Origin of the sequence: Neptuniibacter caesariensis (assembly GCF_000153345.1) — a bacterium.
In the GTDB taxonomy this organism is placed as follows: Bacteria; Pseudomonadota; Gammaproteobacteria; order Pseudomonadales; family Balneatricaceae; genus Neptuniibacter; species Neptuniibacter caesariensis.
In genome coordinates, this window is sequence record NZ_CH724127.1 from 613,951 (window position 1) to 627,766 (window position 13,816).

At 44.5% G+C, this 13,816-nt stretch carries 14 protein-coding genes; 5 read left to right on the forward strand and 9 right to left on the reverse strand.

What is annotated here, in order from left to right; translation table 11 throughout:
• The first annotated feature begins 49 nt into the window (after positions 1 to 49).
• Together MED92_RS16645 and MED92_RS16650 are read left to right on the forward strand one after the other, a co-directional pair.
• Positions 50 to 1,138, forward strand: a complete 1,089-nt coding sequence (locus MED92_RS16645) for a DUF1835 domain-containing protein (protein WP_007022753.1) — start codon at positions 50 to 52, stop codon at positions 1,136 to 1,138.
• Between the two features lie 93 nt (positions 1,139 to 1,231).
• Positions 1,232 to 1,471 (forward strand): hypothetical protein, encoded by a 240-nt coding sequence (locus tag MED92_RS16650; RefSeq protein WP_007022754.1) that lies wholly within the window; start codon positions 1,232 to 1,234, stop codon positions 1,469 to 1,471.
• 68 nt (positions 1,472 to 1,539) lie between these two features.
• Here MED92_RS16650 and MED92_RS16655 read toward each other — a convergent pair whose 3' ends face one another.
• From MED92_RS16655 to MED92_RS16685, 7 genes are all read right to left on the reverse strand, one after another.
• Positions 1,540 to 3,018, reverse strand: coding sequence for an HD domain-containing phosphohydrolase (locus MED92_RS16655; protein ID WP_238321526.1), 1,479 nt, complete (start codon positions 3,016 to 3,018; stop codon positions 1,540 to 1,542).
• Positions 3,019 to 3,138: 120 nt separating this feature from the next.
• Positions 3,139 to 4,224 carry a molybdenum ABC transporter ATP-binding protein ModC gene (gene modC / locus MED92_RS16660; RefSeq protein WP_007022756.1) on the reverse strand — a complete coding sequence of 362 codons (1,086 nt, stop codon included), beginning with the start codon at positions 4,222 to 4,224 and terminating at the stop codon, positions 3,139 to 3,141.
• A complete protein-coding gene (gene modB / locus MED92_RS16665; protein WP_007022757.1) occupies positions 4,217 to 4,915 on the reverse strand; it encodes a molybdate ABC transporter permease subunit in 699 nt (232 codons plus the stop codon). The genes modC and modB overlap by 8 nt, the downstream gene beginning before the upstream one ends.
• Positions 4,915 to 5,652 (reverse strand): molybdate ABC transporter substrate-binding protein, encoded by a 738-nt coding sequence (gene modA / locus MED92_RS16670; RefSeq protein ID WP_007022758.1) that lies wholly within the window; start codon positions 5,650 to 5,652, stop codon positions 4,915 to 4,917. Before modA ends, modB begins: the two co-directional genes overlap by 1 nt.
• 321 nt (positions 5,653 to 5,973) lie before the next feature.
• The gene (locus MED92_RS16675; protein ID WP_007022759.1) at positions 5,974 to 7,008 is read right to left on the reverse strand and encodes a GGDEF domain-containing protein; all 1,035 of its coding nucleotides are present in this window, start codon (positions 7,006 to 7,008) and stop codon (positions 5,974 to 5,976) included.
• A 373-nt stretch (positions 7,009 to 7,381) separates the two neighbouring features.
• Complete coding sequence (locus tag MED92_RS16680; protein WP_007022760.1) at positions 7,382 to 7,996, reverse strand: YigZ family protein; 615 nt, start codon at positions 7,994 to 7,996, stop codon at positions 7,382 to 7,384.
• Positions 7,993 to 9,174 (reverse strand): cation diffusion facilitator family transporter, encoded by a 1,182-nt coding sequence (locus MED92_RS16685; RefSeq protein WP_007022761.1) that lies wholly within the window; start codon positions 9,172 to 9,174, stop codon positions 7,993 to 7,995. Before MED92_RS16685 ends, MED92_RS16680 begins: the two co-directional genes overlap by 4 nt.
• A gap of 567 nt (positions 9,175 to 9,741) precedes the next feature.
• On the opposite strand from MED92_RS16685, the gene MED92_RS16690 reads away from it, so the two are divergent.
• Positions 9,742 to 10,623, forward strand: a complete 882-nt coding sequence (locus MED92_RS16690; RefSeq protein WP_007022762.1) for a bile acid:sodium symporter family protein — start codon at positions 9,742 to 9,744, stop codon at positions 10,621 to 10,623.
• 27 nt (positions 10,624 to 10,650) lie between these two features.
• On the opposite strand, the gene queE is transcribed toward MED92_RS16690, so the two are convergent.
• Positions 10,651 to 11,283 carry a 7-carboxy-7-deazaguanine synthase gene (gene queE / locus MED92_RS16695; protein WP_007022763.1) on the reverse strand — a complete coding sequence of 211 codons (633 nt, stop codon included), beginning with the start codon at positions 11,281 to 11,283 and terminating at the stop codon, positions 10,651 to 10,653.
• 102 nt (positions 11,284 to 11,385) lie between these two features.
• On the opposite strand from queE, the gene MED92_RS16700 reads away from it, so the two are divergent.
• Together MED92_RS16700 and MED92_RS16705 are read left to right on the forward strand one after the other, a co-directional pair.
• Positions 11,386 to 11,898, forward strand: a complete 513-nt coding sequence (locus MED92_RS16700; protein WP_007022764.1) for a DUF3087 family protein — start codon at positions 11,386 to 11,388, stop codon at positions 11,896 to 11,898.
• Between the two features lie 130 nt (positions 11,899 to 12,028).
• Complete coding sequence (locus MED92_RS16705) at positions 12,029 to 12,670, forward strand: rhodanese-like domain-containing protein (RefSeq protein WP_007022765.1); 642 nt, start codon at positions 12,029 to 12,031, stop codon at positions 12,668 to 12,670.
• Positions 12,671 to 12,739: 69 nt separating this feature from the next.
• Here MED92_RS16705 and MED92_RS16710 read toward each other — a convergent pair whose 3' ends face one another.
• Entirely contained in the window at positions 12,740 to 13,708 is a 969-nt protein-coding gene (locus tag MED92_RS16710) for an SLAC1 anion channel family protein (protein ID WP_007022766.1), read from the reverse strand.
• Positions 13,709 to 13,816: the final 108 nt, after the last annotated feature.

Below are 13,816 nucleotides of genomic sequence, written 5' to 3' on the forward strand. Positions count from 1 at the left end.
GGTAAAAGCGTATTCTTGAGCAAAGGATGATTGATACCAGGAGTTGAAGGTGAAATTACACATCACAAATGGTGACTGTGCCGGTGAGATGATCAAGGATGCTAAAGGGGTTGAAGGTGAGGTGCTTTGCTGGAGAGACCTTTTACATGATGGCCCTTTGGCAATAGATAAGGCAACGCATCGTTGTAATCGAATTGAGTACCTCCAATGGTTTCTGGAAACGACCGGCAGCGCGGAAGAGGGTTCGCTTGCGCAAATAACTCAGGATTTTCTAGCGCGTGATCGGGTGATAGCGAGTCTGGATCAGTTTGATGAAATAGTGCTGTGGTTTGAACACGACCTTTATGATCAGTTGCAGTTACTTGAGATATGCCATGTGTTATTGGATTTTGCGCATCAGCTGCCTGAGATATCGATCATCTGTATAGATGACCATCCGAGTGTGCCGGTATTTCATGGTTTAGGTAACCTAACGCCGGATATACTTACTGAGCTATATCCGCAAAGAGTGCCTGTTTCCAGAGCTGATCTGAAAATAGCAGGTGATATCTGGAAACAGTTAACAGAATCTACACCTCAGTCGCTTGAAAATATTATTTCAGAAGAGGTGCCTGGTTGGCCATTTATGAGCCGTGCTTTACGGCGGTTCTGCTGTGAGTTTCCCGCCACGGAAACCGGGTTGACCTTAACCCAAACCTATCTGCTGTTAACTCTCTTAAGAGCCCCTGATGAGTTGCCGGCATTAGAACAGCAACTGAAGGGGCTTGAGCGAAATGACGGCTTACCCGAAGGGAAGAGTGCTGAACAACGTTATTACGAAATCTTAACTGGACCTGCTTCTTTCAGACGGATTTTTCATCACCTGCAACAACTTGAAGTTGATCCTTTTATGGGGGATTTGTCAGTAAAGTTAGAGCTTGAGCGCTTATTAAATGCAGAGATTCCTTACGTTAAAACCACAGGGAGTGGTGATGATCCGCATTACAGTTTGACTCCGGAGGGGGCTGAAGCGCTTCAAGGCAGAAGGCAGTGGCATTTAGATAACAAAATCGATCTATGGCGTGGTGGCATCCATATTACTAACGAAAACCTATGGATGTGGGATCAGCAAGATACCCAGTTTGCTTTTATTTGTTGACGGATAGAAAAACGCAGAATTGAACAAATATTGTGCAGCGCAAAAGAATGCTTTATACTTAAGTCTAGTCTGCAAGTTTTTGAGGTATTAAGCATGAATCTTAATGGTATGAAGTTTACTGGTGTAGCAAATGATGATCGCCGGATTGCCGCTGAACTGCAGGCAATGGGCGCGTTTGAAGGCCAGGAAGAGAAGGTTTCTATCTTTAGTCAAATGATCGAAGCCGTGGGTCAGTTCGTTACCTGGATGCGTTGGAAAGGTGAAGTGGGCGTGTATGGCTGCCGTGTTGGTGCTGCACATGCACGTAAGATGGAAGCCATTCACCTGGCGTAAGCTCATAAGCTGTAATTTTAAAAGCCGCAGTATTCACTGCGGCTTTTTTGTGTCTGCAAGCAGCCTGCTCAGGCAGCTAAACTGTCATCACTAAACTCAGCAGCAATTTGAGTAAAGCGCTCTTCGATACTGAGGAAGGCATCTACTACAGCCGGATCGAAGTGGCTGCCTCTTCCCTCAACAATAATATCTCTGGCCTTTTCATGGCTGAACGCGGGTTTGTAAACGCGCTTTGAAATCAGCGCATCGTAGACGTCGGCAACAGCCATTAAGCGACCAGAGATCGGGATGTCGGAGCCTTTAAGGCCGTTAGGGTAACCATTACCGTCCCATTTCTCATGGTGTGTCAGGCTTATTTCACGGGCAATTCGCAGGAAAGAGTTACTGCCCAACTGCTTTTCCGCTACTTCTAAAGCATCCGCACCAATCTGTGGGTGCTGCTTCATGATCGAGAACTCTTCATCGGTCAGCTTGCCCGGTTTCAACAATATATTATCGGGTATTCCGACTTTACCAACGTCGTGCAGCGGTGCCGATTTGTAGAGTAGTTCAATCGTTTCCTGATCCAATTGGTCAGAAAACTCAGGTAACTTGCTCATCTCTTCTGCTAGCGCCCGCACATAGTTTTGAGTTCGTAGAATATGGCCACCTGTTTCGTTATCCCGGGTTTCTGCGAGACTCGCCAGACCAAGAATACTTGCATCTCTTGTTACGCTTAGTTCCTGGGTACGCTGGGCTAAGGCTTGAATCATACGATTCGTATGCAGCGCCATCAGGCCAAATTCGTCATTACTGGTAACAGGTACTTCTACTTGCAATTCGCCCTGCGAAACCTGTTTTAACGCCTGATTCTCGGCGAGAATGAAAAACTTCAGGTTACGGGAGTAGCCCAGAATAATGGCCAGGATGTAAGCCATAACGATCCCGACGACGAATAATATCTCTCCAAGGATATAACGCTGCGAGGTTGCCAGAGGAATGCTGTCACCGGTATGTACCAGCCACTCAAGGTCTTTGTTGATGACGAGAAAAACTACGCCAATAACGGATATTGCGCAGATTGCTGCGAACCAGCTGAATTTATGTGTTAAAGGGTATGGGTCGGCATCGGGTTCTATATGCTCGCTACGGGCACTTAGCTCACCGGCCAGCTGATATTCACGGTAAAGTGCAAGCTCACAAGCGATGAGGTAGCCAAGAACTGACATGCCGACTAATACTTTACCGCCGCTCTCCAAAGGGAATGAATACAGGACAGTATTGTATAGGCCTAGCAAGATACCTGAACTTAGAAAAAGCCCTATATCGACTTTGAATTGAGCTCTAACCTGGCTCTTGTAAGGGAGCTGTTGAATCCATTTCTCCAGTACGGCTCTGATAGAACCCTGGGCGATAAACGCAACCAGGATTGGCGTTAAAAGCTGGGCCGGTGTCAGAGAATCAAGAAACGGACAAACCTGAATCCCATATACGGAAAACAGAATCATCGCGATTAGATAATGGGTAGCGGTGCGTTTTGAAATACTGGTCATAAATGATGATTTCAACAGGTTCTCAGATTGTTTCGTTATAGCAGAATAACACGGGTTTTGTGATTCATCTATGACAGCAGGTCTGAGTAAAAGTTTAATTTATTGATCGTTTAATCAACAAATAACTGTATGTTTCTAAAGATCAATCCAATCGTCTTTTGTCAGACTGATCCCTTTTATCTGAACAAAAACCTGATCATCTTCTTGCAAGGCTAAGTCATCTTTAGCCCAGGCAGTAATATGTGACCACAGTTGATTGTCACCAAGCTTTAGATTGACTTCAATTTGCTGATTCGCATCAATCTTCATCGAACTAATTCTTCCTGGCAGGATATTTCTGATACTGCTGCTTTCTGGCATCTTTCGAGTCAGTGAAACATCGTTAGCCCTGATTCTGAGGCGGACTTGTTGCCCTGGAGATAAATCCAGTTTAGGCATCCACAGTGAAGTGTTTGCATCAAGAACAATGGAAGTCATCGGGTATTCTTTATGGTGCTGTTTAACTTCGCCTGTCAGAAGGCTACTTCGGCTGTCACCTTCTAGCCAGGGACGCATCTCTTCACAGCCCCAGATTTTTTCTACTTTCCCTGATTGAGTAATCTTGCCTTGATCCAGCAAAATCATATGGTCAGCTAACTGAATAATCTCATCAAGGCTGTGAGTTACGTATAGGATTGGAATCTCAAACTCTTTGGATAATCTGGATAAATAGGGAAGAAGTTCTTTCTTTCGAGGAAGATCCAGAGAGGCGAGTGGCTCGTCCATCAGCAAAAGATCGGGTTCAGTAAGGAGCGCCCGGCCAATCGCAACCCGCTGTTTTTCTCCACCTGATAGGGTAGTAGGTCTTCGATCGAGTAGTGTTTCAATCGCGAGTAGCTGGATTATCAATTGGAACAGCTCAGAATCACTTTTATTTCTTACTCCGTAAAGCAGGTTTTCCCGAACAGAATAGTGGGGAAATAATCGTGGTTCCTGAAATACATAACCAATATTTCGTTTCTCGGGAGGAAGATATATGCCTGTTTCAGAGTTATACAGCTCTCTTCCATGGAGCTGAATCAATCCCGCTTCAGCACTTCGCAGGCCCGCAATATGGTTGATTAACGAGGTTTTCCCAGACCCCGAACGGCCAAAAATAGCCGTGACGCCTGTTTTAGGAACATCAAATGCGCAATCAAGGCAGAACTGGCCCAGACATGTATTAATCGAAACTTTAAGCATGTGGCGCCCCCAATTTATGGCGTGTAGCGCGGGTTAACCACTCCGAAAGAAGAAGGGAGCTTAAGGCGATTACAACAGCAATAATACATAAACGGGCTGCCTCTGCTTCTGCGCCAGGTGTTTCAATAAATGAATACATCGCCAGAGGAATCGTGCGGGTGACTTCAGGGATGTTCGATACGAAAGTGATAGTCGCACCAAATTCACCTAAGGAGCGGGCAAAACCTAACACAGTCCCTGTAAGGATACCCGGCATCGTTAAGGGGAGGGTGATAGTCATAAATACGCGCCAAGGCGAGGCGCCAAGTGTTCGGGCGGCCTGTTCCAGTTTTATGTCAACCGCCTCAATTGCGAGCCTGATGGCTCTGACCATCAATGGAAAAGAGACGATCGCCGCAGCCAGCGCAGCGCCTTGCCAGCTAAAGCTGAAGCTAAGCCCGGTTAATTCATAAAGAGGCTTACCGATCCAGCCCTGACGGCCAAAAGAAATCAGCAGCAGGTAGCCTATAACGACAGGGGGAAGTACCAATGGAAGGTGAACGATACCGTCTAAAAGGGTTTTACCCGGGAAGTTTTTTCTAGCTAATAACCAGGCGATGATAACAGCCAAGGGAATGCTGATGACAACAGAAGTCACAGATACTTTGAGACTTAAGATCAGTGCTGATAACTCATACTCGGATAAAAACATTACTGGTGGGAGTCCAATACAATAAACCCATAATGACGGAAAACAGATCCTGCTTCCTTCGAAAATAGATAATCGTAATATTGGCTTGCCGGGTCAAGCTTATCACCCCTTATAAGGCTGACTTCATATCTTATAGGTGTGTGATAGCTCTCTGGGATAATGCTCAGGCGCTTTAATTTATTGGACTGTTGAATATCCGATTCATAGTGTATTCCAATAGGTGTTTCTTGTCGTTCTGTCAGTGCTAACGCTGAACGTGCGCTATTACTGGGTGCTAGCAGGGGGCGCCAGCTTTGCCATAAGCCTGAATTACTTAAGGCTTCTTTGGCATACATTCCCAACGGTACGTGTTCAGGGTTCCCTGTCGCAATTCGCCTTTGTGAGTCAAGCTTCAGTCGTTCAACTGAAGCGTGCTCAGGAAAAGAAAACGGAGCAATGTCTTGTTCCTTATGTGCCGCTATTACCAACCGGTTGCTTAAAATTGTGCGCCGGCTCTTTTGAAGGATTAAGTTATCTTTCTCAATGTAGTCCAGCCAATCAGGATTAGCAGTTATAAAAACTGATGCGGGAGCACCTTGTTTAATCTGCCTGGCAAGTGCCGAAGACGAAGCAAAGGTAATAGCGACCTCGATACCCGCTTTTTTAATAAAGTTGTTAGTGATGGACTGTAACGGAGCGGACAGAGAAGCGGCTGCAAATACGTGAAGACGGCTTTCAGCCTGAGCAGAAGCGGACATTAACAGCAGTATTAATAATGATGTTCTAAATAGCATGGCCCTAGTGTCAGCTAAACAGTCCAGCGTGTAAATAGTTATATAAGGGAATGCTTAATAACTAAGTGTCGAAAAACTAATGAATTGTTAATTTTAAATATTGATTATTTGTAAACGTGTTTCATTAATACAAAATCAGGAAAGTACCAGTGGAAAGCTAATAACGAAATTTCCTGATTGCTCGATGAGCTTTCGAGGATTTTGATCTGTGAATAATAATTGTATAAAAGAGTTCGGAGCTACCTAAGTAGCTCCTACTGTCCATTCCAGCGTTGAATTTTGTTCTTAAGAAGAGGAAGAGATAACAACCTGATTACGGCCGTTATTTTTGGCTTGATAGAGTGCCTGGTCGGTGCGTTCGATCAGCTGTTCAACCGTTTCAGCATCTGTTAGCTGAGACACGCCAAATGATGCAGTTATAGAGCTGATAATGTCCCCGGACTTCTTCTGTTTGATTCGGATAGCCTGAATTTTTAAGCGAACTTTTTCGGCAATTTCAAAGGCTTGTTCTTTGCTTGTTCCCGGCATAAGTACAGCAAATTCTTCGCCTCCGAATCTAACGGGTAGCATCGGTTCTAAACAGATATCTTTGAGTAACTTGCCAACATATTGCAGGACTTTATCACCCATCAGATGCCCATAGGTATCGTTGAACTTTTTAAAATGGTCGATATCAACCAGCACAAGTGAAGATGTAAATTCACTGCCATTTAAGCCAACAACCTGAGCTAATTCTGCATCGAATGCCCGTCTGTTGAACAGATTTGTCAGCGGGTCGACACGGGCATCCTGACGGGTTTTATTGAGTTCTTCTTTTAGTGATTCTATCTCTGCCTGAGCTTGTTCCATTCGCTCTTGAAACATACGCGCCGTATCTGAGATAGATCGGGTATGAGTAGATAGCGATTGGATGATTGATTCCAAGGGAAGACTAATTTCGCCATCTTCTTTAGATTGCAGGCTATCGAGGCTTTCAGCCAATACGTCATTAAACTCTTCAGTTTTACTGGCGGTCTCACCTGCATGTTCATGAAGGTCATTGATAAGACCAATCAGGCTCGCTTGAATATCATCAGTACCCTGAATCTCATCTTTGATCATATGCTCGCGGAACAACTGTTCACTCAGCATTGCCGGGCAAGTGCCGTAGGTGTTCAGTGTTTTATCGAGCTGTACATTTAGCTCCGGGACGCGATCACTGACGTAGGTATACCACAAGGCATAGTTCAGAGGGTTGGGTGGGATATTGTGCTGTACCATCAGGGGAATGGCCCGACGAAGATACTCTGCAGCCTGATTGTTATTCTCAGCGAACTTCATACTACCTCTATCGCTATTCTGGTTGAACGAACGTTAACATCATAAGAGCGCTCACAAAGTATACCTGCGCCGCGCTTAATTGATCGGCAACCTGATAACTTTAAAACAAGCGTTTAAATATGGGAACAGCTTCAGATGAAAAAATCCCTGTCATCACCAAAAACACTTAGTGGATTGTATCGGCGGGGTTATTGAATACTTCAATAAATTCCACCTTGCTCCTCAGTATAATACTTTTTTTCAAGCTCGCCGGAATTTCTGTGAATAATGGAACCTGCGAATAAGTCTCGGACTTTCTCAGTGGGCATAGAAAAGTCGTCCAGGACTTGTTCGCAGGTTCCTTCGGATGCTTGATAACGAGTGAAAGGGCGGATCAGCTTTCCTGATCATCTTTATATTCAATAAGGTGCCAAACGTTAGTTAACGACTGTTTCAGACTCTGTAAATCGTGAAGGGTGCCTTTCCCGGTAATTAGCAATTTATCAGTCCACTCTCTTTGATCTATCTGTAGAGTTGGGATTGCAAGGGCTCGCTCGATATCTCCAACGAGGTGGTGAGGAAGGGAGAGTGTAAAAGGGATCAGCTCAATTTTCTGCGTGGTAGCTAATTCTTTTAATGCTTGAGATACCGCCTGGCTGTAAGCGCGGACAAGCCCTCCAGCCCCCAGTTTTATACCACCAAAATAGCGAGTAACAACGACCGTAATTTCACACAGTTCACTGTGTTCCAATACATTGAGCATAGGTTTACCTGCGGTGCCTTTAGGCTCTCCGTCGTCACTGCAGTTCCAGCACCTAAGGTTGTCTCTGGTACCCGCTATATAGGCCCAGCAATTGTGGTTGGCTTTGGGGTGTAGTTGATTTATCTCTACTATGAAGGCTTGTGCATCCTGAGGGCTAGGCGTGTGCTCAATGTAAGTGATAAAGCGACTATGTTTAACTTCGGTTTCATACTGAAAGTTTTCAGAACATGGGTAATACTGATTCAACCCTTATCTCCTACCGCGATAAAAATTTTGCCTAGCCAAGGTGCGCCGTCGTTCTCTGATTGGATCCTATTGCGAATCGCTGAAACCATTTGATTGGGTGTCAGCCCTTGTTTTTCAAGGGTAGAGGGCTGTGGGCAGCGAATGAGCACGTCAAGGTCAACCGAAGTTGATTGATAGAAAATTGCTAACCGGTAGAGCTCAATATCAGTATCAAGGCTGCTGAGCGTATCGGTTACTAAAGGCTCAAGTAATTGCCTGGAAGGGAGGGCGTTGCCGTCGGGAAGATCAATCTGTTCCCCTGCATCATCGGTTGTATCTATATGGTAAATAATGTGACCTATATCGGGATCTACCATAAGCACCTTACAGACCTGTTGGCCAATGTAGTGGCCTTCTGATGCGCTCATAGCAGGATGAATTTGAAGATGAAGCTCTAAAACCTTTTTGTTCGCGATCATACGCGTTTTGAAATCATGAACATTAACAACGCCATCGACTGCCAGGATTTGTTCACAGTATTTGTCGATCTCATCTTGAGGGAGAGCTGTGTTTACAAGTTGCTTAAGGCTGCTCCAACTAAGATCCCAGCCAATTTTGGCTATAAGTAATGCCACAGCAACAGTGGCCAGGCTATCTAGCCATTCAAACCCAGACATAGCACCAGCAACCCCGATAAAAACGATGATAGAAGACAGTGCGTCAGTGCGGCTATGCCAAGCATTCGCAATCAGTAGGTCTGATTTTAATTTCTTGCCGATCGACAGGGTATAGCGAAAGATCCACTCTTTTCCAAGTATTGATATCCCTGCAACGAGCAGAGCAGGCCATTCGGGAGATAGGAGCTCTCTATGACTGAATAATTGAGTGGCTCCTTCATATGCCATAGCCCCAGCCACTGCTATCAGAAGGCAACCGAGTATTGCCGTACCAATGGTTTCAAAATACCCGTGTCCCCAGGGATGTTCTCGGTCAGGGCCTTTGCCGGAAATGCGTAGAATAGCGACAATCAAAATGTCAGATAGAAGATCAGATAGTGAATGAACACCATCTGCAATCAGCGCGGTTGAATTAGCCACTTGGCCAACGAAGATTTTAATAATCCCTAAAATCAGATTAAGAGCTGCGCCAATCCAGGTAACTTTTTGCGCTGCAGCTTGTTGCTGCTGGTCCCTTTGCATATGTAAGTCTTATTTGGCTATTAGAATTTTTTATAAGCTCGATCGAAAACTATCAGCTTGTAAGTGAATCTTAGTTTATGGAGTTAGGTTCAGGCCAATATAGAGTAATTTTAACTTTCTGTATTGTTTGCTTTAGGGCTGTTGAATTATGTTCAGCGGAGCTTGTTTGAATATTTCTTCAAAGGTAGCGTTATTACGGCGTTTTGGTGCCTCGGCTGTTTCATCTGAAAATAGGTTTTACACCGCTTAGATTTTTTATGAATATTCGCTCAAGTTTATAGGTGGAAATTGACTGTTTTTTTATATTGACATATATAACGTATTGATAATAAATAACATTTCTCGATCTGGTTAAAAAATAGACAGTTTGTATGGTGCTCTGTAACTATGCGGGTTTGATGACGTTTTGAAGAAATAATTAACAGAGTTATCCACAGCTAATGTGGGTAGGGGGCTGCAAAGCCGATAATATGGGGAATTACCTGAATTTGACTCTTTTGGAGGTTCTTCATTGAGTGTTTTGGGTTAAGACCTTAGTATCGGGTTAATTTTGGTGAGGGAGTTATTATGGGGAGCGAAGTAATCACGCAGGTCGTACTGCCTTTGGCGCTGTTTTTTATCATGTTGGGTGTTGGTCTGTCATTGCATGTTAGCCAGTTTACTTCTCTCTGGCAGCAGCCGAGATCAGTTTTCGCCGGTGTTATGTTGCAGATGCTGCTATTGCCTGTGTTGGGTGTTGCTGTCGTAACCTTGTTTCAACTGCCAGCTCCGCTCGCAGTTGGCATAATGATTCTGACATTTGCACCAGGTGGTGCGACGTCTAATATGATTACCTACCTTTCCAGGGGGGATACTGCTTTATCGGTTAGTTTGACAGCTCTCTCGGGCCTGCTGACCCCTTTCACTATGCCGCTGTTCACTGTTTTCGCGCTCAATTATTGGTTAGGTGAGAGCGCCGCGATTAATTTCCCTGTGATAGAAGCGACAATAAAGCTTTTTGTTATTGCTGTACTTCCTGCTGTTCTCGGTATTGCTGTTAACCATCATTGGCCAGCTTTCTGTCGTAAAATTGAAAAAAGCGTGAAGTTCTTAGCGTGCTTGTTCCTGATCCTCATTGTCTTCGGAATTGTTAAATCTAATTGGCATTCGTTACCTGGATTACTTGTTCAATTAGGGCCAGCTGTATTATGTCTGGTTGCTTTGGCAATGCTGGCAGGCTTTGCTGTTGCACGGGCAATCAAGCTTAATGAGTCCCAGCAAGTATCGCTGGCTGTAGAGGTTGGAATTCAGAATGCAGCCACGGCGTTGTTAATTACGGGTGGAATATTGCAAAATGCGGAGATGTCGGCGAGTGCACTTATTTATGGGGTATTGATGAATCTGCCAGTCTTTGCGCTGATTGTTTATCGCAACCTACCCTTACGTGAGAGACTGGGGCGCTCTGCATAACCCAAAATGAAATAAAAAAACTAACCGCTAGTCTATTCCAAGCACTTTATGGTTCTGTAGGCTCAATTTCCATTTTGGATGTTGCAAGCAATAATCGATGACCTCTTTGGTATAGAGTTGGCGGGCTGGGCCGTCCATCGGTTGCAAGTAAAAGTGCCGGAAGTTGAGTGAAGCAAACTTTTCCGGCATCGCTAAGGCTTGTGGGTAGACTAGCTTTAACTCGTCACCTTTAGTGATGACAAGCTCAGCATCAGCTTTAGGGCTGACACAAACCCAGTCAATACCGGAAGGTAGGGGTTTGGTGCCGTTAGTTTCAACAGCTACTTCAAAACCATACTCATGACAGCAATCGATAAGATCCTGATCTAGCTGAAGGGCAGGCTCGCCACCTGTAAAGATAATGTAAGGTGGTATTGAGGAGTTGTTTGGCCAGAATTCCTGTAAAAAATTACAAAGTGCTTGGGCCGTTTCAAACTTCCCCCCGTTCTGTCCGTCAGTACCAATAAAATCAGTATCGCAGAAATCACAAACGGCTTTTTCTCGATCTTGCTCACGACCGGACCATAAATTACATCCGGCAAAACGGCAAAAAATTGATGCGCGTCCACTTTGCGCACCTTCACCTTGCAAACTGAAGAAAATCTCTTTTACGGAATACATCTGTCTGTGATAGAAAGGGGGGTTAATTTACAAGGCGCTAAGTCTACACTTGCAGTGCCTTACTGCAAGTAAATTTATTTCATCCACTTCAGGGATATCGTTGTGCAGTTACAAGAGATCGACAAAGCCATCTATAAACAAAAGCAACGTAAGGTTGCTGTCGTGCTATGTATCATATTCGCTATTATTGGTTTGTCATTAAGTGCGTTGTTCAGGCAACAGTTTGGCAACCCTGAGGGTTCAAATACCTGGGTTAATCTAAGTGGGGTATTGTTAGGCGCGGTGATAACCATTGCTGGTTTTACTCAGGTTAAGAGTCGTCCCTATTTTGATGAACTGCGTTATGCATGGAATTTGAAACGACAGGCTTTAAAGATACAAAACCATCGTCATCGCTGGGAAAAGCAGTTAGAAGAGGGTGATCAAACAGCTGCAACTGTATTGGCTTTCTACCATAAAGCGACGCTTCAACTACAGAGCCTTGAAGGGAATGACTTTGGCCATGCTGATAGCCTTAAGCGTGAAGAGAAATTTATCGCCTTGTGTAATGAGAAGCAGTTGGACTCGGAGGCCGATAAATTCAGCGTTGATCTGCTTGAGGATCTAAAAGTCTGAAATAAGCAATTGCTTATTGAGCTTATTCTAATGTCTTATACTGGAGTTAATGACTTAGCCCCTGTTTTTGTGACAGAATCGCATATAACTTTACTGAATAAATATATAATAATAGATGAGAGGGTTGGCGATGTTTAAGCAAACGGTAACAGGTATGGCGCTTGCCGCTGCATTGATTACTTCACCCATTACAATGGCTGAAGGTGGCGGAAAAAAAGCTATGATTGCACCGGGTGTGTATTCGATTACTGTGGAGCATGATGGCGAGCAAGTCGAAATTATGCGCAATCAGGATCCTAAAAATACCGTGCATGAGCTATATAGCACGACCTTCCGTGGCACTCCGCAGCCAATTCGCCCATTTGAGCCACACGATGTTGAAACGATTGCTGAACCCGAGTTCATTCAGTATATGAAAGATGCACAATCTGATGAGAATGTCTTGATTGTAGATACGCGTACTGAAGGCTGGCACTACCGCTTAACGATTCCGGGCAGTGTAAATGTGCCTTACACAGTAATGAAAGAGGCAGAATCAGCAGCGGATGCCATGGACGAGTTTGGGGTTACCCAGAAATCTGATGGATCTTACGACTTCTCTGGGGCCAAAACACTGGCGATGTTCTGTAATGGTTACTGGTGCGGTCAGACACCTACTTTGATTCGGGCAATGCTTGAAGCAGGTTACCCAGCAAGCAAGATGAAATATTATCGTGGTGGCATGCAGGCGTGGACCAGTCTGGGCCTGACTACGGTCGGTGATGCTAACTAATTTCCTAAGTTGCCGAAGATAAAAAAAACCGCCTAAATGGCGGTTTTTTTATGCGCTTAAGAGCTGCTTCTACTCAGGTTTACAGATTTCATTACGGTAGATGGCCAACATTGTTCTGGCAAACAGGATGGTAATGACCGTAGTCGAGAGTGCGAGTAATCCAATTGAAAGCCCGTACAGAAAAGCAGATGGCGTTAACTGGTACATGAGCATGGCAGCGACAGAGGACGCTGCAAGAGGGAACGAATAAGCCCACCAGGACATAAAGAACTTAATACGGGTGAACTTGGGTAATTGTGATAACAGTAACATAACCAGAAACATCGCGGCGTAAAAAAGAATGCGGCCGAAGTTATCTAGTTCTCCGTTTAATTTAGTGTAGGAGATAAAGCCAACTGCGGGTGGGGCAATCAAGATAAACAGCGTTGGGAGTAGCTTCTCGGGAAGTGGATCATGAAAAAACATGCGGTTGAAAATAAGTGTTTTGAGCAGGATCCAATAAACCAGGCCGATAGAGAAGAAGAACCAGCTTACCTCGATATAACCATGTTCTACGCCTGAAATAGGCACCAATATGTTTCCTACTACCGGAATAAACCAGGCGGGAGTGCTGTGGTTTACCTGAAACTTAGGGTGATGTAGCCACTGTCCCAGTACATAGAGGGTGAAAATTAGATGGATAGATGCACCTAGAATCCAGATATATTCTGAAAGCGAAGCCGAGATCTGCAAAGTCGCAACACTGAGAAGAATCAAACCGATGCTGAAGGCAGGAAAGAAACTCATTTTAATTGGATGGTTGAATTCTGCGGTTACCGCCTGAGGGTGGCGAACGATTTTGAACAGATAGATCAAGACAATGATCAAAAATGAGCAGGCACTTATAATCAGCAGGGTTTTAGGGATCAGGATTGAGCTGGAAAATACCTGAGAGGCCTTTTCCCAGGCTAGCGTCAAACCAGTAAGGCCCATAACCATAGCAAAAAATGCAGCAGGAAAATGGGCCAGTTTTGAGTATGAATTGTGCTCTGCTTTCATGTAAATACCGCTATAAATTAGATATATCTAATATATTATTCGTTATTACACAAAAGTACCATAGGTAAGCTTTTCAGATCGACCAGATTATTACTCGATGGGAGCTAT